General features: G+C 46.5%; 17 protein-coding genes. 9 read left to right on the top strand and 8 right to left on the bottom strand.

The genetic code is table 11. The features are described 5' to 3' along the window. Positions 1-12: 12 nt before the first annotated feature. A complete protein-coding gene (locus C6W44_RS12095) occupies positions 13-882 on the top strand; it encodes an SDR family oxidoreductase (RefSeq protein WP_105245963.1) in 870 nt (289 codons plus the stop codon). A gap of 49 nt (positions 883-931) precedes the next feature. Here the strand turns inward: C6W44_RS12095 and C6W44_RS12090 are convergent, their stop codons facing one another. Beyond that, on the bottom strand, positions 932-2,176 hold the full coding sequence (locus tag C6W44_RS12090) for an RNA-guided endonuclease TnpB family protein (protein WP_105245961.1): 1,245 nt from the start codon (positions 2,174-2,176) through the stop codon (positions 932-934). Here C6W44_RS12090 and C6W44_RS12085 point away from each other — a divergent pair. After that, positions 2,154-2,498 carry a transposase gene (locus tag C6W44_RS12085; protein ID WP_319830004.1) on the top strand — a complete coding sequence of 115 codons (345 nt, stop codon included), beginning with the start codon at positions 2,154-2,156 and terminating at the stop codon, positions 2,496-2,498. The two genes, C6W44_RS12090 and C6W44_RS12085, sit on opposite strands and share 23 nt — an antisense overlap. 105 nt (positions 2,499-2,603) lie before the next feature. Here the strand turns inward: C6W44_RS12085 and C6W44_RS12080 are convergent, their stop codons facing one another. From C6W44_RS12080 to C6W44_RS12060, 5 genes are all read right to left on the bottom strand, one after another. Next, positions 2,604-4,304, bottom strand: a complete 1,701-nt coding sequence (locus C6W44_RS12080; RefSeq protein ID WP_105245959.1) for an AMP-binding protein — start codon at positions 4,302-4,304, stop codon at positions 2,604-2,606. Between the two features lie 665 nt (positions 4,305-4,969). Beyond that, positions 4,970-6,667 (bottom strand): AMP-binding protein, encoded by a 1,698-nt coding sequence (locus C6W44_RS12075; protein WP_105245957.1) that lies wholly within the window; start codon positions 6,665-6,667, stop codon positions 4,970-4,972. Positions 6,668-7,159: 492 nt separating this feature from the next. After that, positions 7,160-7,951, bottom strand: a complete 792-nt coding sequence (locus C6W44_RS12070; RefSeq protein ID WP_105245954.1) for an ABC transporter permease — start codon at positions 7,949-7,951, stop codon at positions 7,160-7,162. A 105-nt stretch (positions 7,952-8,056) separates the two neighbouring features. Next, positions 8,057-8,779, bottom strand: coding sequence for an ATP-binding cassette domain-containing protein (locus tag C6W44_RS12065; RefSeq protein ID WP_158676724.1), 723 nt, complete (start codon positions 8,777-8,779; stop codon positions 8,057-8,059). 13 nt (positions 8,780-8,792) lie between these two features. Beyond that, a complete protein-coding gene (locus C6W44_RS12060; RefSeq protein ID WP_105245950.1) occupies positions 8,793-9,404 on the bottom strand; it encodes a thioesterase family protein in 612 nt (203 codons plus the stop codon). A gap of 238 nt (positions 9,405-9,642) precedes the next feature. Here C6W44_RS12060 and xthA point away from each other — a divergent pair, with 238 nt between their 5' ends. The 3 genes from xthA (at position 9,643) to C6W44_RS12040 (ending at position 12,557) form a co-directional block, all read left to right on the top strand. Continuing rightward, on the top strand, positions 9,643-10,467 hold the full coding sequence (gene xthA, locus C6W44_RS12050; RefSeq protein ID WP_105245945.1) for an exodeoxyribonuclease III: 825 nt from the start codon (positions 9,643-9,645) through the stop codon (positions 10,465-10,467). 74 nt (positions 10,468-10,541) lie between these two features. After that, positions 10,542-11,765 (top strand): bifunctional glutamate N-acetyltransferase/amino-acid acetyltransferase ArgJ, encoded by a 1,224-nt coding sequence (argJ, locus tag C6W44_RS12045; RefSeq protein ID WP_105245943.1) that lies wholly within the window; start codon positions 10,542-10,544, stop codon positions 11,763-11,765. Positions 11,766-12,158: 393 nt separating this feature from the next. Next, the gene (locus C6W44_RS12040) at positions 12,159-12,557 is read left to right on the top strand and encodes a DUF4377 domain-containing protein (protein WP_105245941.1); all 399 of its coding nucleotides are present in this window, start codon (positions 12,159-12,161) and stop codon (positions 12,555-12,557) included. Positions 12,558-12,985: 428 nt separating this feature from the next. Here C6W44_RS12040 and C6W44_RS12035 read toward each other — a convergent pair whose 3' ends face one another. Further along, entirely contained in the window at positions 12,986-14,422 is a 1,437-nt protein-coding gene (locus tag C6W44_RS12035; RefSeq protein ID WP_319830006.1) for an L-serine ammonia-lyase, read from the bottom strand. Between the two features lie 811 nt (positions 14,423-15,233). Here C6W44_RS12035 and C6W44_RS12030 point away from each other — a divergent pair. The 3 genes from C6W44_RS12030 to C6W44_RS12020 all read left to right on the top strand — a co-directional run bounded on the left by C6W44_RS12030 (position 15,234) and on the right by C6W44_RS12020 (position 18,501). Continuing rightward, a complete protein-coding gene (locus C6W44_RS12030) occupies positions 15,234-16,583 on the top strand; it encodes a solute carrier family 23 protein (protein ID WP_413772342.1) in 1,350 nt (449 codons plus the stop codon). Between the two features lie 155 nt (positions 16,584-16,738). Continuing rightward, positions 16,739-17,350, top strand: coding sequence for an IS607 family transposase (locus tag C6W44_RS12025; protein ID WP_105243882.1), 612 nt, complete (start codon positions 16,739-16,741; stop codon positions 17,348-17,350). Beyond that, on the top strand, positions 17,347-18,501 hold the full coding sequence (locus C6W44_RS12020) for an RNA-guided endonuclease InsQ/TnpB family protein (RefSeq protein WP_093071385.1): 1,155 nt from the start codon (positions 17,347-17,349) through the stop codon (positions 18,499-18,501). The genes C6W44_RS12025 and C6W44_RS12020 overlap by 4 nt, the downstream gene beginning before the upstream one ends. A 199-nt stretch (positions 18,502-18,700) precedes the next feature. Here the strand turns inward: C6W44_RS12020 and C6W44_RS12015 are convergent, their stop codons facing one another. Next, the gene (locus C6W44_RS12015; protein WP_105246689.1) at positions 18,701-19,633 is read right to left on the bottom strand and encodes a DMT family transporter; all 933 of its coding nucleotides are present in this window, start codon (positions 19,631-19,633) and stop codon (positions 18,701-18,703) included. Positions 19,634-19,882: 249 nt separating this feature from the next. Here C6W44_RS12015 and C6W44_RS12010 point away from each other — a divergent pair, with 249 nt between their 5' ends. Continuing rightward, positions 19,883-20,827 carry a WG repeat-containing protein gene (locus tag C6W44_RS12010; RefSeq protein WP_227526437.1) on the top strand — a complete coding sequence of 315 codons (945 nt, stop codon included), beginning with the start codon at positions 19,883-19,885 and terminating at the stop codon, positions 20,825-20,827. The last annotated feature ends 49 nt before the right edge of the window (positions 20,828-20,876 follow it).

The raw sequence follows: 20,876 nt of genomic DNA, 5'->3' as shown, positions 1-20,876 counted from the left end.
CAAGGACTGTCTATGCAAAATCATATTTTAAAGGTCGTCAAACAAAACGCCGAGCAGCGCAAGCGGCAGATATTAAGCGCGCTATACCCGGATCGGTATTTAAAAAAACGCAGCAAACAACAAGTCGGGCGCGGCAAAACCGTACTCATCACAGGAGCCAGCTCAGGCTTGGGTGAAGGGATGGCCAGACTCTTTGCCAAGCTTGGTTATAATTTGGCGATTTGTGCGCGCCGTACCGATCGCCTAGAGCGTTTAACCTCAGAGCTAGTGGCAGAGTATCCGGATATTCGGGTCGAGTATCGCGCTTTGGATGTGAGCAACTATGACGAGATATTTTCAGTGTTTGATGCCTTTGCTGCGGACTTCGATGGTATCGACCGTGTGGTCGTCAATGCGGGTGTGGGAGATAGTCGCCGTATTGGTAAAGGCCGTTTTGAAACCAACCGTCATACAGTCGAGATCAATTTTATATCCGCGCTGGCACAGTGTGAAGCGGCTATGAATATCTTTCGCGCACAAAACAGCGGTCACTTGGTGGTGATCTCTAGTATGTCGGCCATGCGTGGTTTGCCCAAACACCTAACGGCGTATGGTGCAAGCAAAGCGGGGCTGGCGCATCTTGCAGAGGGTATTCGTGCTGATATGCTACTTACCAATCTGCCCATTCAGGTGTCTACGATTTATCCAGGCTATGTGCGTACCGAGATCAATGAAAACGCCAAACCGCTGCCGTTTGAGGTCAATGCCGAAACGGGCACCAAAGCCATCGTTGCCGCCATTGAGGCTGAGGTAGAAGAAGCCTGTGTACCAAGCTTGCCGTGGTCGGTGGTGGGTAAGGCGATGAAGCATCTGCCATTACAGGTGGTCAATAAGTTCAGTTAGCATCTCACTTAAAACGCAAATACAATAAAAATTTGACTTCCTCCCCTCCCTAAAGTGAGGGGATTCCTTCTGCAAGACGGTCAAGCCCGACCGCAAGGATGTTCTTAGCGGCATTAATATCTCTATCATGCCATGTGCCACACTCAGCACACCTCCATCCTCTGATTCCAAGACCTGCTCTACCTTTCGGACTACTATCGCTTATTTTAAGGCAGTGCGAACAGGTTTGGGTAGTGTAACTCTCATTCACTATCTCAAGCTGACAACCTGCATACTTGCATTTATATTCCAGTTGNCCTCTTATTCCAAGACCTGCTCTACCTTTCGGACTACTATCGCTTATTTTAAGGCAGTGCGAACAGGTTTGGGTAGTGTAACTCTCATTCACTATCTCAAGCTGACAACCTGCATACTTGCATTTATATTCCAGTTGTCTTTTGAGTTCAAACCATCCTGCATCGTATGTTGATTTAGCCAGTTTAGTTCTCTTATTTGTGAATGAACGTGATTTAACATCACCAACCACAATTAAGGCGTTATCCTTAGCAAGCCTGGTGGTGAATTTATGAATTGCATCTAACCTTGAATTTTTGATTTTGGCGTGTATTGCTTTGACACGCTGTTTGTTTTTCGCTCGTTGAGCAACAGCGAGCTTTTTCGCCCACTTTTGCGTCTGTTTGGTTGTCAGCTTGTCACCGTGTGAGGTGGTAGCAGACTCTTTTAAGCCTAAATCTATGCCTACACTACCTTTGCCGCTTATCTGCTTAGGAAAGTCTTTAACGGTGATGCAGGCATACCAACGATTACGGCTGTCTTGCACTATCTCAAGCGTGTTGATTTGATATAGACTTAGGTTGTAGCTATCGAATACATCTATGATGAACTTTTGACCTTTAGAGAGCGATAGCTGAATGGTTGATTTAAGTGCTTTCTTTCCCGTTTGTCTGGTGTGCAGATGTTTGATTGCTGACTTTTTAAATGGAATCCAACCTAAACTTTTTCGCTTGGCATCGGGTCGGTTGGTTCGCCAATTTAGTTTGGCTTTTTTAAACTGCTTACGAGATTTGGTGTGAGTCTCGTTTATGGCTTGCAGAGTTTGCGAGTGCAAGCCTAAATACTCACCACTACCTTTGGTGTATTCGTTTAGGTCGTAGGCACTAAAGAATTTACCTGTTCGCTTTAGGTGTTTGTAACTTAAGTCATTAACATAGTTCCACGCATAGTTAACACTCCCAGCTATTTTGTTTAGCTGGTTTGCATGTTTGTCTTTAATGCGTAACTTGAGTGTTTTCATGAGGTTAGTTTATACTGGTATTCTCTTTTATTCCATATTGGTCTACTTAGTAGAAAATGACTTAAGACGTGGTAGACACGTTGTTTTTAATTTGCATGTGCAGTTGCTCTTTGTCGCTAAGTATCGACGGGCAGTTTTCACCAAACAAGTTCTTGATGATCTTGAGGCTATCTTTGCTGATGTGTGCAACAAGTTTGAAGCCGAGCTTGTGGCGTTTGATGGTAAATTATCCGCCAGTATATCGAACAGCAAAATATGCCACACTAAACAGCTTTCTTTGCGTAAGCATAACTACTTAAGTTGCCTTATAGCCACCCCCTGAAGTGGGTGGTTTTACGGCAATGCTGGATAAATAGACAAAAAAAGCCCTCTATATCTGTATAGAGGGCTTTTTACGCTGCAGTATCCGCAGTGTTAGACGCTTTGACTAAAGCGTTTGCGGGTTGTCGAGTTGATGCTGTTCGCGCAGCTTTTGCCGCAGTACCTTACCGACGTTACTCTTTGGCAGCTCGCTGACAAACTCAATATGACGCGGGCATTTGTAACCCGTTAAGTTGTCCAGCGCAAACTCTTTGATGGCTTCTTTGGTGACATTGTTGTCCGCAGGCACCACATAGATTTTGACCGCTTCACCTTGATGCTCATCAGGGATACCTATCACCGCACAGTCGACAATGTCGTCGCAGTCAAGCATGACAGACTCAATCTCATTAGGGAAAACATTAAAACCAGAGACCAAAATCATGTCTTTTTTGCGATCGAGTAGGGTAAAGTAGCCTTTTTCATCCATACTAACGATATCACCAGTACGGAAGTAACCATCGCTGGTAAACTCTTTACTGTTGTCTTTATTAAAGTAGCCTGAGGTGACATTTGGGCCTTTGATGCACATCTCGCCAGCCTGATGGGGTCCTAGGCGCTCACCGTTTTCGCCAACGACGATAATATCGACGCTCGGGACAGGAATACCAATAGTGCCATTGAACTTACGATCTGTGATGACATTGGCCGTACCAGCGGCCACGCCTTCGGTCATCCCCCAACCCTCGATCATCGGGCATCCTGTCACATCCAGCCAGCGTGCAGCGGTTTGTTCGGTCGCCGCCATACCACCTGCCTGCGAGATACGTAGCGAGCTAAAATCTAAGTCTTTAAAGTTTGGCTGATCTAGCAAGCCTTTAAACAGCGTATTGACCGCTGGAAAAATATGGAAAGGCTGTTTTGATAAGGTTTTGACAAATCCTGGCATATCGCGCGGATTAGGAACCAAGATAAAGGTATAACCTGAGCGCATGCCAAGCAAGCTAAGCATAAAGGCAAAGATATGATACAGCGGTAGCGCCATGACCATATTGATATACACTTCATTGATCTCAGAGGTGACCGGACGATACCATGCTTCTGACTGTAGGGCGGCTGCCACCACATTGCGCTGTGTGAGCACGGCACCTTTTGATAGTCCTGTGGTACCACCAGTATATTGCAAGATAGCCGTTTGGCTTAAACTGGTTTTTGAGGGCTGAAACGGTAGACTCTTGCCTTTTTTTAGGACATCAGGGAATTTGGTGACGTTATATTTAGGATCATTGAGGTTGTACTTAGGTACCAAGCGTTTGACTTGACGGATAACGGTATTGACCAAAATACCCTTAAGCCCCATCATGTCGCCCATTTTGGATAAAACAATACGTCTAATGGCCGTCTCTTCGATGACCTGCTCGAGCGCTTGGGCAAAGTTGTCTACCACAAAGATAACTTGCGCACCTGAGTCGTTGAGCTGATGGCGCAGCTCGCGACCAGTGTATAATGGGTTGATAGGCGTACATACGTAGCCTGCCCGCAAGATACCGATCATCGTGGGCAAATACTGCGGTACGTTTGGCATCATCAATGCCACCACGCTACCTTTGCGGATTCCCTGCGACTGTAGCCATGCGGCGACGGCCAATGAGGCTTTGTCGACGTCATCATACGTGTGTGTCACGCCCATACAGACACTCATAGGGTGCATACGAAAGCGGTTAAAACACTCCTCGTATAGCTCGATGAGGCTGTCGTATTGATCAGGGTCGATGCTCTTTGGTACGTTTGCTGGATAATGAGCAAGCCAAGGCTTATCTGTAGTCATATTTAGCGTCCTTAATTTTGATATAAGTTAAGGTTCTATAAGAAAGTAGTCACATCCTTGTCAACGATATGCGCTCAATCACTGAGTGCGATATGGCCGAGTGCTATCCTATCTATTACTGACTGCTAACATATGGTGGCCTTTGTACAATGGTGTTTAACGATCAAAAATGCTGGTTTGAATGGGTTAAACAGGGTTTGAACTAGTTATCTAGGACAGTCCCAAACATATATATGGTAAAACGACGATATTCTATTGTTTTAACGAATGTTTTCTTTAATTAAAGCAACAGAATAGCACGTGACATATTTCGGCAATACATTAACACAACTACAACCTAAGTCGATATTATTATACTAGAACTTCTTAGTACATATATAAATTTGATTAATCAAATAAGATGTGTTGCAAGTGAAATAAGTTAAATGGTCATCAAATAGGGATGAGTTGTGAGGGTGTTGTCTGGCGCGACCGCTTATCATAGAGATAAGTGGCTGGCGAAGGCGATTCGTCAATAGTAACGAGACAGATAAGCCATCACTCATGCATCAAGCAATAGTAAGTAATAAAAAGATCTAAAGATAAGGCCGCTGACATAAAAGCGCCCTGCAAAGGCAAGGCGCTATGATAAAGCTTTGATAAAGTTCTTATTATGAATGACGTATTTACAGTCTTGGATGGTCTGCGTCGTGTTTTTCGCGCAGTTTTTGCCGCAGTACCTTACCGACGTTGCTCTTTGGTAGCTCGCTGACAAACTCGATATGACGTGGGCACTTATAACCCGTTAAGTTGTCCAGCGCAAATTCTTTGATGACTTCTTTGGTGACGTTGTTGTCTGTAGGCACCACATAGATTTTGACCGCCTCGCCTTGGCGCTCATCAGGGATGCCTATCACCGCACAATCAACGATACCGTCGCAGTCAAGCATGACAGACTCGACCTCATTAGGGAAGACGTTAAAACCAGAGACCAAAATCATGTCTTTTTTACGGTCCAACAGTCTAAAATAGCCTTTTTCGTCCATGCTGACGATATCACCAGTACGGAAGTAACCATCGCTGGTAAAGTCATCACTGCTGTCTCTGTTCAAATAACCTGAGGTGACGTTGGGGCCTTTGACGCACAGCTCGCCTGCCTGGTTTACACCGACGCGCTTGCCCTCATCATCAATCACAATGGCATCGACGCTAGGGACGGGCACACCAATTGTCCCGTTAAACTTACGATCTGTGATGACGTTGGCCGTACCGACCGCCACGCCTTCGGTCATTCCCCAACCTTCGATCATCGCACAGCCAGTGGTCTCAAGCCAGCGAGTGGCGGTTTGTTCAGTCGCCGCCATACCACCTGCCTGCGAGATACGTAGCGAGCTAAAATCCAAGTCTTTAAAGTTTGGATGATCCAGCAAGCCTTTAAATAATGTATTGACCGCAGGCAAGATATGAAATGGCTGTTTTGATAAGGTTTTGATAAACCCTGGGATATCGCGTGGGTTGGGTATTAAGATAAAGGTGTAGCCTGAGCGCATGCCAAGCAAGCTAAGCATAAAGGCAAAGATATGATATAGCGGTAGCGCCATGACCATATTGATATATACCTCATTGATCTCAGAGGTGATAGGGCGGGTCCAAGCCTCTGATTGCATCGCCGCCGCCACGATATTACGCTGCGACAATATGGCTCCCTTTGATAACCCTGTCGTGCCGCCGGTATATTGCAAAAACGCCTTTTGATCAAGTGACATTTTTGGCTTTTGAAAGGGAAGGTTTTTGCCTTTTTTGAGCACATCAGGGAGTTTTGTGACTTGATACTTTGGGTCGTTGAGCTTGTATTTGGGGACCAGACGTTTGACTTGGCGAATGATGGTATTGACCAAGATGCCTTTGAGCCCCATCATATCGCCCATTTTTGATAAGACAATACGTTTGATTTTGGTCTCGCCGATGACCTGCTCGAGCGCTTGGGCAAAGTTGTCTACCACAAAGATAATTTGTGCGCCTGAGTCGTTGAGCTGATGACGCAGCTCGCGGCCTGTATAGAGTGGATTGACTGGGGTGCATACATAGCCTGCCCGCAAGATACCAATCATCGTGGGCAGATATTGCGGCACGTTTGGCATCATCAGTGCCACCACACTGCCTTGTGGTAGTCCCTGAGATTGTAGCCATGCGGCGACGGCCAACGAGGCTTCATCCACATCATGATAAGTATGAGTCACACCCATACAGATACTCATAGGGTGCATACGAAAGCGGTCAAAGCATTCCTCGTACAGCTCCATTATGCTGCTATATCTATCAGGGTTGATAGTCTTAGGTACACCATCGGGATAATTGGCAAGCCAAGGTTTGTTCGGCATCATAGTCAGCGTCCTTGAATTTCAAAATAGGGTAGGAGGGTGTATCAAAGCAGTCTTATCCGTGTCAATAAAACACACCAGCGCTGACAGAGTTAGTTTGTCGCTGCGTGCGTCAACATCCGTATTTATTGACTGGCTGCTCAGTTTTTTGAATGACAGGGTAAGTTGCACGGTAATCATCGATTGCTTCAGTGACAGCGAAAACCATGCGCTATTATTAAAGCATAAAAACCAAGGCATCAAAAAAATAATACACTTCAGAAATACAGTAGCATGAATGTCGGCCAAGGCAACAACGGTATATGATACTGATCAGTTCATTTAACCATTAGCCATAAAGTATGAGGTGGATTAAGCCTGTACCAGAGAAGTTATCTATATATAATTGACAATTACAATGAACGGATAATGAAAAGAAGTGAGGCTTGATGGAGTAAATTGGGTGACTATCAGTTGAATTGAGGACACGCCCTAATAGAAGCCAGCAATTGGCAATCAAGGAAGCGAGAATTGCTGGTTTTTATTAAAAAATCGGCGGTAAGTGAGTAGGGCGCTGATGGTGCAGCCCAATGTGCTACTCACACAGATCAAAAACATGGTGACTATTTGATAGCGAATGGCTTGGGTAGGATCAGCGCCTGCTAAGATCTGTCCTGTCATCATACCAGGTAAGCTCACCACGCCGACCACCAACATAGAGTTGAGCGTCGGTGTCATACCATTGATGATGGCCGTTCGTATCTGCTCATGTACAGCTTCAAAGGGCGTCGCAGATAAGCTGAGCATCATCTCGATACGCGCTTGCTGCTCATAAAAGGCATTGATCAGCTGGTTACTGGTCAATGAGATGGCAGTCAGTGAGTTACCTAATATCAGACCCAAAATAGGAATCACAAACTGCGGTGTGTACCATGGCTGCACTTCTAAAATAACCAAGATGGCAATGGCTGTCACCATTACTGCGGAGACACTAACGGCAAGCAACGTATCGATAAACAAGCCTTTATAGCGGCGTTTGACTCGGTTTTTGGCCGCACTTCCTGCAATCAGTGTCATTATGGTCAAGATGGATAAAACTTCATACCACTGCTCGCGCGCAAATACCCACGCTAAGATGAGACCGATAAAGCTCAGCTGCACGACTGTACGTAGCGCCGCCATCAATAGTGTCTTGGTCAGATGTAGACGCAAACGCCAAGAGACCATCAATACCATGAGGATTAAGCTGCTGGCGAGCGCAATGTCGCCATATGTGAGAAATATCTGCATATCGTCGCTGGTGTTCATCGCGGCTCACTTTGTCAGCCAAGTATGCTGGCTCACTCATTTATTTTTACTGCCCGCTGTGCCTACGCAGACATGTACCCTTTGATGCGTTCATTGAATTTACATTTACCTGATTTTAGTCAGTACGCCTGCTTGCATATGCCAATGCTGGTCTGCCAATGGCAGGATGTCTTGGGTATCATGCGTGACCCACAGTACCGTGCGTTGTTTGCTTTTTTGTACCCAGTCGACGAGAAGCGCAACCAGCTGCGCGGCCGTATCGACATCTAGCGCGGCGGTAGGTTCGTCTAGCAACAAGACACGCGGCTCTAGTTGTAGTAAGCGTAAGGTGTTGACCAGCTGGCGCTCGCCGCCTGATAAGTGATAGGCATCTTTGTGCAAAAAATCACCCCCTCGGCCTAAATAAGCAAGCTGGGCGGTATGCCAATCGCTATCAAAGCATAGATGCTGATGCGCCCGCAACTGAAAAGGCAGCTGCAGATTATCAAGCACGCTGCCTTCTATCAGCTGAGGGTGCTGCGCGAGCAAAGCGACTTGAGCGCGCCACTTGGTAGGTGAGATATCTTGTATGCCCCAAAAGCGGGCGTGGGGTGGCTCGTGCGTGGGTCTTAACCGTACGGTGCCTGCGCTGATGGGCAAAAGCCCTGTCAACACCCGTAGTAGTACCGACTTGCCGCTACCAGATGTACCCGTCAGGACGGTCACCTGTCCTGCTAATAGTGTGCCACTGGCTTGTTGTATCAGTCGTTTTTTTTGTCCATCACTACCATGAGTCAGCACCTTGATATGCTCAAATGCCAAGATAGTATCGTCGTTGTCGGTACTCATCGCTGGGCGCTGTCTATTGAGCAGCTGGTGTCTGAATTGGTGACTGCCGTGCGGCGGCTTGCTCAATGGCCACCCGCAGCTTTTGAGGTACGCGAATGGGGCGCATGGGGGCGCCGTTGGCAGCAGCGGTATCGGCTGCATGGTCCTTGTCACCAGTATTTGGTGTCGGTCTTAGCTGGTTTTGCACGCAGGCGATGACAATTTTGCCACGGCTTAATAGCCCGGCGTTGCTGCTAGCTGCGCTATCTGTCAGATACCGATGGATACTTTGATAAAACACAATGCTGGCAGGCTTTATCTCGACGTCATCGATACGTACGCTGATGACTTCATCCAACAATATCGCCCGTTTGTATTGTAGGTCTGCTTGACTGACGACAAAGTGCTGCACGTCGCCTGTATCTGTCTGTAAAAAATAACCGTTGAGACCGAGTTTGGCAAACCAATCACGGCGACAGTTTTCAAAAAACACCAGATGATTGGCATGGTAGACTATACCGCCAGCATCGGTATGGTTAATATAGACATTATAGTCTTTTGCAAATAGTGGCGAGATACTATCGCTGGTGGCTGTTTTTGGGGTGTGATGCTCGGTTTTTGTTGTTGTTTGCGTGCTTGTTGTCATATGAGTACTCAGTATAGTGATACAGGATGTCTGTGCGATGGTTTAGTGCCAAAAGTTGCGTTGCATGCCCAAAAAGTGTCAGCTATTTATTATGAGGTATCATGGCCGCTGACCAGTAGCAACTACTCTAGCTTAAGATATCTGGGCGTGCAACAGTCAGACCCATTTACGTCTGCTATCATAATGCGTCACATCAGTGTATCGCTGCGTATTTTCATCAATCAGTATAGGATAATTTATGACCCGTTTTGTCAGTTTTAATATCAATGGTATTCGTGCCCGTCAGCATCAGCTAGAGGCAGTGCGAGAGGTGATCGATCCTGATGTGATGGGATTGCAAGAGACTAAAGTACACGACGATCAATTTCCTTTATCGGCGGTCGAGGGTTTGGGGTATCATGTAGAATACTTTGGCCAAAAAGGGCATTACGGTGTGGCTCTGTTATCCAAAGTTGCGCCGATATTTGTCCAAAAGGGGTTCCCTGGCGAAGACGTGGATGCCCAAAAACGCTTTATCCACGCCCGTTATGAGCTGCAAGGCCGTGAAATTGATGTATTAAATGGCTATTTTCCGCAAGGCGAGAGCCAAGACCATCCCACCAAGTTCCCTATGAAGCGTGCCTACTATGCCGATTTGATGGCATATATCGACACGCTCAAAGCTGAAGGTCGCTCACTGGTGATTATGGGTGATATGAATATCGCGCCAGAAGATATCGACATCGGCATTGGGGAAGCAAATGCCAAACGCTGGCTAAAAAATAGAAAGACTTCATTTTTGCCAGAAGAGCGTGAGTGGTATGCCGATTTGATGTCGCGTGAGCTGACGGATACGTACCGCCTGCATTATCCAGAGAGTACCGAGCTATATAGCTGGTTTGATTACCGCAGTCGCGGCTTTAATGACGATCCGAAGCGTGGTCTACGTATCGACCATATTTTGTGTAGCTCGGATCTCGTCGATCACTGCGTGGATGCGGGTATCAGCTATGAGCTTCGTGGTATGGAAAAGCCTTCTGACCACGCGCCAATTTGGAGCGCGTTTACTCTTAGCAAAGTATAATTTGAATCAAATATGGCCTAAATAAACAAACCGTCTGAATAAACCATCTATATAAGTAAAATAAGGAAGCCCCTATGGCTGTTGGAAATGTTGCAATACCTGATACTATTTATCCCATCGAAGGCGTCAAACTAAGTGCGACCGCGGCAGGCGTGCGTTATAAGGATCGTGATGATTTGGTGGTGCTTGAGATTGCTGAGACGGCCAGCTGCGCCGTTGTCACTACCAAAAACACCTTTTGTGCGGCGCCTGTACGCGTACTGCGTGAGCACTTTGACACTCACAGTCCACGCTATCTTGTGATCAACACTGGTAATGCCAATGCTGGGACGGGTGCCGATGGCAAACGCCGCGCCCAAGAGATATGTGCGGCATTGGCCACTAAAGCTGGCGTCGATACCCAGACGGTCTTGCCGTTTTCGACAGGGGTCATTGGTGAGCCGCTAAACAGCGATGCGGTCATTGCAGGGTTGGATGAGGCGCTTGCTGGTTTGGCGGCTGATAAATGGCTGGCCGCGGCAAATGGCATCCGTACCACTGATACTATACCCAAGATTGCGAGCCAAAAAATCGAGGTGGCGGGCAGCTGCTATCATGTGACTGGTATCTCAAAAGGCTCAGGCATGATACGTCCAAATATGGCAACCATGCTAGGCTATGTGGCGACCGATGCCAATATCAAAGCCGACCTGCTACAAGAGATGCTGGGTCAAATCAATGAGCAGTCCTTTAACCGCATCACAGTCGATGGAGATACCTCGACCAACGATTGCTGCGTGTTGATCGCCACAGGTGCAGCCAGCTCGGAGGTGATCGATAGCCCTGAGCACCCGCATTACTCAGCGGTATTTGCTGCCTTGACAGAGGTGTTTGTCCGTCTGGCGCAGTTGATTGTACGAGATGGGGAAGGCGCAACGAAGTTTATGACGGTCAAAGTCACCGGCGGCAAAGTCACACAAGAATGCTGTGATGTGGCCTATGCGGTCGCGCACTCTCCATTGGTCAAAACGGCGTTTTTTGCCAGCGATGCTAATTGGGGTCGTATCTTGGCGGCGGTGGGTTATGCAGGGATTGAAGATCTTGATACCGAGCAAGTCGATGTCTATCTTGATGAAGTGATGATTTGCCAAAACGGCGGCGTGGCGCCAGATTATACAGAAGAGGCGGGTAAGGCGGTGATGAGCCGCCCAGAGATTACCATTCATATCGATCTGGCACGCGGTGATGCTAGCGATACCGTTTATACCTGCGACTTGTCTTATGACTATGTCAAAATCAATGCAGACTATCGTAGCTAACTGATAGCGGCTATTTATTGATATCTTAATGCCCAGTGTAACAGCCAGAGTGACCGATACGGTATCGCTCTGGCTTTTTTGTGCCTTGTTAAGCCAATATGAGGAGACGTGCTCGAAGTAAATACGCGGTGAGTAGCAATTTACCCTGTGATTTAATACGCTTTATTAACAGCAGTTGCAAAAGCTGACGTTACTTTACAAAGCAGTCATAGAGGAGAAGCAGCACTGCGCCCTATACTTATTTCAGTCAGCAATACATCAAACGGTTAAACCAAACTATCAAGTAATCATGACCTAATAAGTGTGAGACATACGACGATAGTTATAAAATGTGCCAAACAATAACGTAAAACAAGTAATAAAAACGCATAACCAATAACTGAGGATTGAATAATGAAAAAATTAGCCATTGCAGCATTAATGACCACATTTGCCCTATCAGGTTGCTCTACCACGGGGATGGATAGCGAGCGTACCATGGTGGTTGAGGGGCAGCCAATGAATGTTAAAGTCGTCAATATCCCAAGCTTTGAGGTAGAGATTGCACCACGAAAAGCTGTTTGTGACCTCACGGCAACCGATGGTACCACCGTTGAAGCTGAATGCTTGCAGTATCGTCAAACCCATCAGAAAAACTACACCACATTAAATGGTAATATCCAAGGTTTCACTTATGAGCCAAACCATCGTTATGTACTCGATGTGCGCCAAGAAGCCGTAACTGCTGAAGGCTCAAATGTGGTACAACCGGTCTGGATCTTAAATGAAGTAATTTCTAAGACAGCTGAGTAATGACGCTAACTGCTGACTAAAACTATTGTAGACAGCCATCATACTGACGACAGATATTTAAGGGCGTGTTGAACATTCAACCATAGCACTGACAGAGACTATTTTTTAGACGATTCGAAGGTAAAAATAGTAAGTTTAGTCGCTCTAAGCGTCTATTTTTACCAATGGAGCGGCAAAAAAGAGTCCTGTCCCTACGGCTGATGCTAAAATTGTTCCATACTGCGTTGCAAATCTAGCTAAGGCATCTGCATTATCGTCGCTTTGCGCCTTGTCTGGAACAATTTTAGCGATCAGCAGTGCCTATTTGTGAATGTTCAACACGCCCTAATTATTATCCTAAAAAATGCCTCTGATTGATCAGAGGCATTTTTTGTTACGTTTAACACAACACGATTATCTTATTAGTATGCTGACCTCATAAATGACGACTAACACTGGCTGTACTTTACACTGACGCCATGAGTGGCCGTCGGTATACGATTGTCAGCATACACTGCCAGCCCGCCACGTGAGGTTTCTTTATATTTATCGAGCATGTCAGCGCCAGTCACTTTCATGGTTTCAATCACCTTGTCTAGCGAGACGAAATGTTGGCCATTGCCGCGGCAGGCCAGACGCGCCGCATTGATCGCTTTGACCGCGCCCATGGCATTGCGCTCGATACAAGGCACCTGTACCAGTCCGCCGATAGGATCGCAGGTTAAGCCTAAGTTGTGCTCGATGCCGATTTCAGCCGCATTTAAGCATTTGGCTGGCGAGCCATCCATGATCTCGGCTAGAGCAGAGCCTGCCATCGCACAAGCGGAGCCAACCTCGCCTTGACAGCCAACTTCAGCGCCAGAGATGGAGGCGTTTTGTTTGATTAAGCTGCCGATAGCCGTGGCGTTTAATAAAAACTTGCGCACGCCGTCTTGGCTATAGTTGGGCAAAAAATCACGGTAATAATGTAGCACCGCTGGGATGATGCCCGCTGCACCATTGGTCGGCGCAGTGACCACTTTGCCACCATTGGCGTTTTCTTCATTGACTGCCAGAGCGTACAGATCAACCCAGTCCATGGCAGCGAGCTTGTCGGTCTTGGCGATCGGCTGGTCTTTTTCAGCGTCTAGCTGTTGGTGCAAGTCTTTAGCGCGGCGTTTGACATCTAGGCCACCTGGCAAGATGCCACCATTGTCACAGCCTTGTGTGACGCAGTCTTGCATCACCGCCCAAATCTGATCCAAATACTCAAACACCGCTGTTTTATCACGAAAGTGGCACTCGTTGGCCAGCACCAGCTCGCTGATACTAAGCTCATGCTGACGACATTGCTCTAGTAGCTCTGCGGCACTATTGAAGGGGTACGGCACACTAGTTATCGTAGGGCTGGCATGGTCTTCGTCTGGGTTGGTGGCGTCTTCTTCATTGATGACAAAACCGCCGCCAACTGAGTAGTAAGTCTGCTGATAGCTGCTATCATCTGCTAGCGTCGCGCGCAGAGTCAAGGCGTTTGGGTGATAAGGCAACACCGTCTCATCATACCAGTGAATATCGCGATATGTATCAAAGTCAATTGTATGCATGCCTGAGATAGCCAACTGTTTGGCTGAAAAAATAGGCGCTAGATAATCACTGGTCAAACGCGTATCAATCGTACTGGGCGTATGTCCGAGTAAGCCAAGTAATATGGCTGTGTCGGTGGCATGGCCTTTGCCAGTGGCTGCCAACGAGCCATAAAGCTCAATCTCGATACGCTGGATAGTCGTTAACTCAGCCTGCTTTATCAGTGAGGTCAAAAAAAGATTGGCAGCGACCATCGGACCGACGGTATGTGAGCTCGATGGCCCGATACCGATTTTAAATAAATCAAAAATACTAATCATAATAAATTACCAAAAAGTCATCAGTGACTGGGCAGAGAAGATAGCCTGCGTTACGCACTTTGAGTCAATATATAATAGCCAGCCACTACCGATAATCACCTATATACGGTGCATATGGCGCAGTGGTGGTGGGTGTATGGGAGTCGAAGAACAAAAATAGCCGCTGAATAATAACTTTTATTTAATAAGAAACTCCGTTATTATGCTTCCAGCCAACGGTTGTGTAACATCCTGTAAGTCAGTAGTTGATAGACTGATGGACAGCAGAACAGCGCCAACTTAGATATTTAGTTCAGTATAAAAACGACACAGTATGACTGGGATGAGTTTTACGCAGCATCGAGCAGCACAGGCACGGCACGCAAGGAAAATCTATACCAGTTTTACGTTGACATATAATGTATCTGTTTTATTTAGAATTAACTATTGAACATATCGGCAACATATCGACCCTGTCACATCCGGTAAAACACAGACATCATAACAAATAATACTTTTGGTTTGCTAGCAAGAAATATAAAAGAATAAGTCTCAATAGCAAAAAAGCAAAATAGTCGATTTGTGTTATAAATCATGATGTTACAAATCAAAATATTGCTGCATAGTATCATTCTATTAAAGTGTTTTTATTTTTAGGCTAAGTAAGTAGCTATTGACTAAAATTGAGACACGCCCTTGTTTTTCCTCATCACTCCAGCTCACATAGGACGCGCGCATGTCATCGCCAACAGAACATCCTTCATCTTCCCAAAAAAGCGCTCAAGATAAGCCGGCACAAAACGCCTTAGAGGCGGCGGGTATCGACCCAGCAGCCATGAGTCAGCCGCTTCATTCAGATTTTGACAATGGCCGCTGGTTTCCGACATGGCGACCTTATAAAGGCGACTTGGACCGCGATCCTGTCGGTATCAATGAATATCTACCGCCTTCAAAAAGCGTCTTGTTAGGGGTGCAGCATACCTTTGCCATGTTTGGGGCGACGGTGTTGGCACCGCTTTTGATGGGATTTGACCCCAATTTGGCTATCTTGATGTCGGGCATCTGTACTGTGATGTTTTTTATGATCACAGGCGGGCGTATGCCAAGTTATCTGGGCTCAAGCTTTGCGTTCATCGGACCTGTCATTGCAGTGACCGCTTATGCAGGGGCAGGGTTCAATGATAATTTGAGTGTCGCTTTAGGCGGTATCATGGCATGTGGTATCGTCTATGCGCTGATTGGGCTACTGGTGATGAAGACGGGCACTGGCTGGATTGAACGCTTGATGCCGCCCATTGTCACAGGAGCTATTGTGATGATTATCGGTCTAAACCTAGCGCCAGTGACCATCCAAGGGGTGTCGGCCAATCAGTTTGATGCTTGGATGGCGACGTTGACGGTATTACTCATCAGTGGGGTGGCGGTCTTTACCCGTGGTATGCTGCGCCGCTTGCTGTTGCTGGTGGGCTTGATCTTGTCTTATGTGGCCTATTTTGTGATGACCAATGTCTTGGGCTTTGGCACGGCGATTGATTTTAGTGGTGTCGCCGCCGCATCGTGGTTTGGGCTACCAACGATTCATACCCCAAGCTTTGAGATGAGCGCCATTATTCTTATCGCGCCGGTGGCATTTATCCTAGTCGCCGAAAACTTAGGACACTTTAAGGCAGTTGAGGGTATGACAAAAGCGCGGGTGACGCCTTATATGGGCCGCGCGTTTTTTGCAGATGGGCTGGCCACGACGTTTTCGGCAGGGTTTGGTGGCACTGGTGTCACTACCTATGCCGAAAACATCGGTGTCATGGCCGTAACCAAGGTCTATAGCACGACGATATTTGTCGTGGCAGGGTTGGTGGCTATTTTGCTGGGCTTATCGCCAAAGTTTGGTGCCATTATTCAGACGATACCAGCGTCCTTATTAGGCGGTGCTTCTATCGTGGTGTTTGGCCTGATTGCGATTGCAGGGGCAAAGATTTGGATCGACAATCACATCGATTTTAGCAAAAACAGCAATCTGATTATCGCGGCTGTTACTGTCATTATGGGGACAGGGAACTTTAGCTTGCACTTAGGCGGGTTTGATTTGGGCGGCATCGGCACGGCAACTTTGGCTGCTATCGTGTTAAATGTGTTGTTTAATAAAGGCTCTGACAAAAACGCTGACACTAGCGCAGCGGCCAAATAGGCCGTATACTGGTCAAAAAAACGCCCATACTATTATAGTATGGGCGTTTTTTGTAGTGCGCTTAGGGGGTTGCAAACAGTCAAATAAAATATATACAAACCTACCTATTTATTACTATAATAGATAGATTATATCTATAATATAGAGAGCAAGTTATGGGGAAACTGGTTAGTATTGGGGAGGCTGCCAAACATTTCGGGGTTGCTCAATCCACATTAAGACGTTGGGATGAGGATGGTACGTTAGTCGCCAAGCGAACCGAAAACGGGCATAGGCGATATGATTTAAGTGAAATCAGACCGCATTCCTTGAATACACCACCTAAATTAGACCGAAAAACCATTGCTTATGCTCGTGTGTCGAGTCGTGATCAAAAAGACGACTTACTTCTCCAGTCTCAAGTTTTGGAACTTTATTGTGCCAGGCAAGGCTGGACTTTTGAGACGATTACCGATCTTGGTAGTGGAATGGATTATAAAAAGAAAGGCTTAAAAAACCTGCTTGATGACATACTGAGCAATAAAGTTGAACGGCTGGTAATTACCCATAAAGACAGGCTTTTACGATTTGGTGCAGAACTGGTTTTCATGTTGTGTGAGGCTCGTGACGTTGAAGTGGTAATAATCAATCAAGGTGAAGAGTTGAGTTTTGAGCAAGAATTAGCCCAAGATGTATTGGAGATTATCACCGTATTTTCAGCGAGGCTATACGGCTCTTGCAGCAAGAAAAACCAACAATTAATAGAGGCGGTTAAAAAAGCATTATGATCCGTGGACACATTATCGAACTCAAGCCAAACAACGTACAGGCAAATCACCTTGCTCGTGCTTGTGGCGTGGCGAGAAAAGCCTACAACTGGGCTTTGCATGAGTGGCAGCGGCAGTATGCGCTTGACAAAGCGTACCGTGATGCGTGTTTGGCCGCAGGCGTTGAGGTTGATACTAAAAATCTAAACAAGCCCTCACAGGCGAAGCTCAGACGCGAATTGAACGCCATTAAGCGTGAATTATTCCCCTATATGCTGGAAGTGACCAAATGCGCTCCGCAGGCGGCAATCATGCAGTTGGGTGATGCTTATAACAACTTCTTTAAAGGCTTAGCGAAATACCCAACCGCTCGTAAAAAAGGCCGTGACGATAGATTCAGTTTATCCAACGACCAATTTGCCATTAAAGGTAAATCCATTCGTATCCCAAACTTGGGCTGGGTTCGCTTAAAAGAAGCTTTACGTTTTGACGGCAAGATCATGTCAGCCACCATCTCTAAACGTGGCGGTAAGTGGTTTGTTAGTGTGGCTGTTGAAATACAAAAAGCTGTAATTCCTACTAAAAAGACAGGTAAAAGCGTTGGTGTTGATCTTGGTATTACCGACTTACTGGTTTTATCAGACGGCACTAAAATTAAAGCGCCAAAACCACTTCAAGCAAACCTTAAAAAACTAAGAACGCTAAACAAAGCGCTCAGTCGCACTAAAAAAGGCAGTAAAAACAGAGAAAAAGCGAAAACCAAGCTCTCTCGTTTGCACTATAAGATCAGGTGTATTAGGCAAGATTCTCTCCATCAAATCACAACAAGTCTGGTTAATGAGTTCGATGTGATTGCGATTGAGGATTTGAATGTCAAAGGTATGGTTAAGAACAGGCGGCTATCAAGAGCTATCAGTGACTTGGGTTTCTTTGAGTTTAAGCGACAGCTTATCTACAAAGCCACTGAGCAAGGCAAGGTTGTGAAATCAGTCGGACCCTTCTACCCAAGCTCAAAAACCTGTTCAAACTGCAATCATATCCTTGGTAAAGATGAGCTAACATTGAAAATGCGTGAGTGGTTGTGCCCTAACTGTCAGGTTTCTCATGACCGTGACCTCAACGCCAGCATCAATATTTTAAATAACGCGACTGTTATTTTAACAGCTGCATAATCCTGTTTATTGGACGGTGAGTTCCATCGCCAATTAAAAAAGTCTGTGGAGTCGTGGTCAGTCTAAATCTCAAATGAGAAATAGCGCGTGACAATGAAGCAGAAAGAAAACGTCAGACCTATCTAATAGTCAATATTGGCTAGGTTTGAGTAAGATTTTTGGAACGGAGCAATAGATGATGATAAGTAGCAGACAGAGATTATTTATAGTCGCGTTTATAAAACCGCGAAAAAAAACGATAACGGCGTAGGGCGCGTGGCTTTGGTTTGAGTGAACCCAAATAAATAGCAAACATGGTGAGTAACGCACCAGCCCACTGCAAAGTATTGATGGGTTTGTCTAGCCAGCTATAATCAATCACCAAAGCGGCGATAGGCTCAGAGAGCAATAGTAACCCCGTCAAGGCCAGTGACAGCTTGGGAATAGAGTAAGCAATGAGTCCCCATGCCAAGCACTGCATCACCGTACCATAGACCAATATCCAACCAATCTCCGCCCAAGTATTGGGCAAGATACTGCCTTGATCAAACACCCACATTGGCACAACCATCGCCAGCACCCCGCCGATACTGATCAGCTGCATGAGCATAAATATCGGCGTTGGCTCAGTATCGTGCGTCTTACGGATAAAGGTCATCGATGCCGCTAGCATAGCGCCCGAGACGATACCAGTGACAAACCCCCACGTCGCTGCACTGTTATGGGCAAACTCCGGGCTACCAATCATCGCCACACCGAGCATCGCCAAAAACAAACTAATCAGCTGTACGATAGATTGACGCTCATTGAAATACAAAAACCCAATCGCTGCCAAGAAAAAAACCTGTAAGCTATTGAGCAGGGTAGAGATACCAGGGCCGACCGCATAAATACTCTCATGCCAAAGTGCCAAATCCAATCCTAAAAACGCCCCTGATAACAACGCATAAAAAATTGCGCGTCCTGAGCGCGGCAAGCGTTGTCCCATGATTTTGGCCAATACGGCAAAAACGATACCAGAGATGGCCAAGCGCCAAAACGACATCGCCCAACCACCGATATCGACATGAGCGACGATCAGGCTACCTAAACCAAAAATAATACAGCCTATGACTAAACCGATAGGGGCAGAGCGGGATGCGGCGATGGCCATAGCCATAGTGTCTCCTTATATGAATGGGATGATGGTAAAAAAGCATTTTACAGCGATTAGGCTATTGTCGAGGTTTTGCCCCCAAAATGAAATGGCTCAGCGACAATTATTCTATGAGATAGCAGACAAGGCTATCTAAACGACGACCCCTGTGTATATAATTATGCCAATGAATGACATTTGCTTAGGTTTATTATGTTTCGATGTTCTTTATCAAAACCGCGCCCTGTAGTATCTAACCTTTGGACAATGATGTTGCGGTGTACGGCTGGCGTTGGCATTAGCATTGTCAGTGCGTTACTGGTGATACCGCAAGCACAAGCCGCCAGCTGTAAAATCCCCAAAAGCTACTACAAAAACGTCTCTTGTACCGCCAGCAGTGGCTTGTTTTTGGCCGTCAAAGATTTTGGCGCGCCTGTGGCCTTGATTGACAACAAAGGCAAGCGCATCGTCGATCTATCACGCTATCAAAAGGTCGATGCCGATAACCTCTCAGAGGGGCTGCTGCCCGTACTGCGTAACGGTCACGTCGGATATCTCAATATGAAAGGGCGAGAAGTGGTGCCTGCTATGTACGATATCCTAAAAGAGCGTCAAGGCTGGGCGCGGCCGGTATCAGAAGGGCGTATCGTCGTAAAAAAGGACGGCAACTATGGCGTCATCAATACCGCCAACAGAACCGTCGTGCCATTTTCGTCATCGTTTAGTGATGTGGCTGATTATCGCGGCGGCATCACCCGTGTGCGTAAAAGCAATAACATCAGTTGGCTGGATAAAAGTGGCAATGTGGCAAAAGACCCTGCTGACAATAACCACAAGCCGCCGCAAGCGCGTCAGTCGCCATCCACGCCGCCCATCAGTCCATTTACCACACTACAGCCGCGTCAGCAAGATGGTAAATGGGGCTTTGTCGATGACCAAAATGTCACCATGATTACCTACTCATTTGATGAGGTGCGTCCCTTCTCTGAAGGCATGGCGGGCGTACGTATCAATAAAGATTGGGGTTTTGTCAATCTTGGTGGTGAGCTGTTGATTCCGTTTCGGTTTGCAGACAGTGGCGTGTCGGCAAGTGATACTTATCAAGGCAAGCCCTCGTTTGTGTTTGTCGATGGCAAAGCATGGATCGGTAATCTAAAAAATGGCAATAAAATGTGTATTGATAAAACAGGCAGCAGCGTTGGCTGTGATTGAGCCGTTTGTTTTTGCCCCATGGCGATACCTAAGTAGGCATAAAAAATTC

The organism is Psychrobacter sp. Marseille-P5312 (genome assembly GCF_900291405.1).
GTDB classification, from domain to species: domain Bacteria; phylum Pseudomonadota; class Gammaproteobacteria; order Pseudomonadales; family Moraxellaceae; genus Psychrobacter; species Psychrobacter celer.
The sequence above is the reverse complement of the archived record's forward strand: the minus strand, read 5'-3'. Positions and strand labels throughout refer to the sequence as shown.

Coding starts and splice junctions, on each gene's coding strand:
- C6W44_RS12020 (WP_093071385.1), top strand. CDS start 17,347: ATGATCCGTGGACACATTATCGAACTCAAGCCAAACAACGTACAGGCA.
- C6W44_RS12015 (WP_105246689.1), bottom strand. CDS start 19,633: ATGGCCATCGCCGCATCCCGCTCTGCCCCTATCGGTTTAGTCATAGGC.
- C6W44_RS12060 (WP_105245950.1), bottom strand. CDS start 9,404: ATGACAACAAGCACGCAAACAACAACAAAAACCGAGCATCACACCCCA.
- C6W44_RS12085 (WP_319830004.1), top strand. CDS start 2,154: ATGCGTAACTTGAGTGTTTTCATGAGGTTAGTTTATACTGGTATTCTC.
- C6W44_RS12040 (WP_105245941.1), top strand. CDS start 12,159: ATGAAAAAATTAGCCATTGCAGCATTAATGACCACATTTGCCCTATCA.
- C6W44_RS12080 (WP_105245959.1), bottom strand. CDS start 4,304: ATGACTACAGATAAGCCTTGGCTTGCTCATTATCCAGCAAACGTACCA.
- xthA (WP_105245945.1), top strand. CDS start 9,643: ATGACCCGTTTTGTCAGTTTTAATATCAATGGTATTCGTGCCCGTCAG.
- C6W44_RS12065 (WP_158676724.1), bottom strand. CDS start 8,779: ATGAGTACCGACAACGACGATACTATCTTGGCATTTGAGCATATCAAG.
- C6W44_RS12075 (WP_105245957.1), bottom strand. CDS start 6,667: ATGATGCCGAACAAACCTTGGCTTGCCAATTATCCCGATGGTGTACCT.
- C6W44_RS12030 (WP_413772342.1), top strand. CDS start 15,234: ATGAGTCAGCCGCTTCATTCAGATTTTGACAATGGCCGCTGGTTTCCG.
- argJ (WP_105245943.1), top strand. CDS start 10,542: ATGGCTGTTGGAAATGTTGCAATACCTGATACTATTTATCCCATCGAA.
- C6W44_RS12010 (WP_227526437.1), top strand. CDS start 19,883: ATGATGTTGCGGTGTACGGCTGGCGTTGGCATTAGCATTGTCAGTGCG.
- C6W44_RS12070 (WP_105245954.1), bottom strand. CDS start 7,951: ATGAACACCAGCGACGATATGCAGATATTTCTCACATATGGCGACATT.
- C6W44_RS12025 (WP_105243882.1), top strand. CDS start 16,739: ATGGGGAAACTGGTTAGTATTGGGGAGGCTGCCAAACATTTCGGGGTT.
- C6W44_RS12095 (WP_105245963.1), top strand. CDS start 13: ATGCAAAATCATATTTTAAAGGTCGTCAAACAAAACGCCGAGCAGCGC.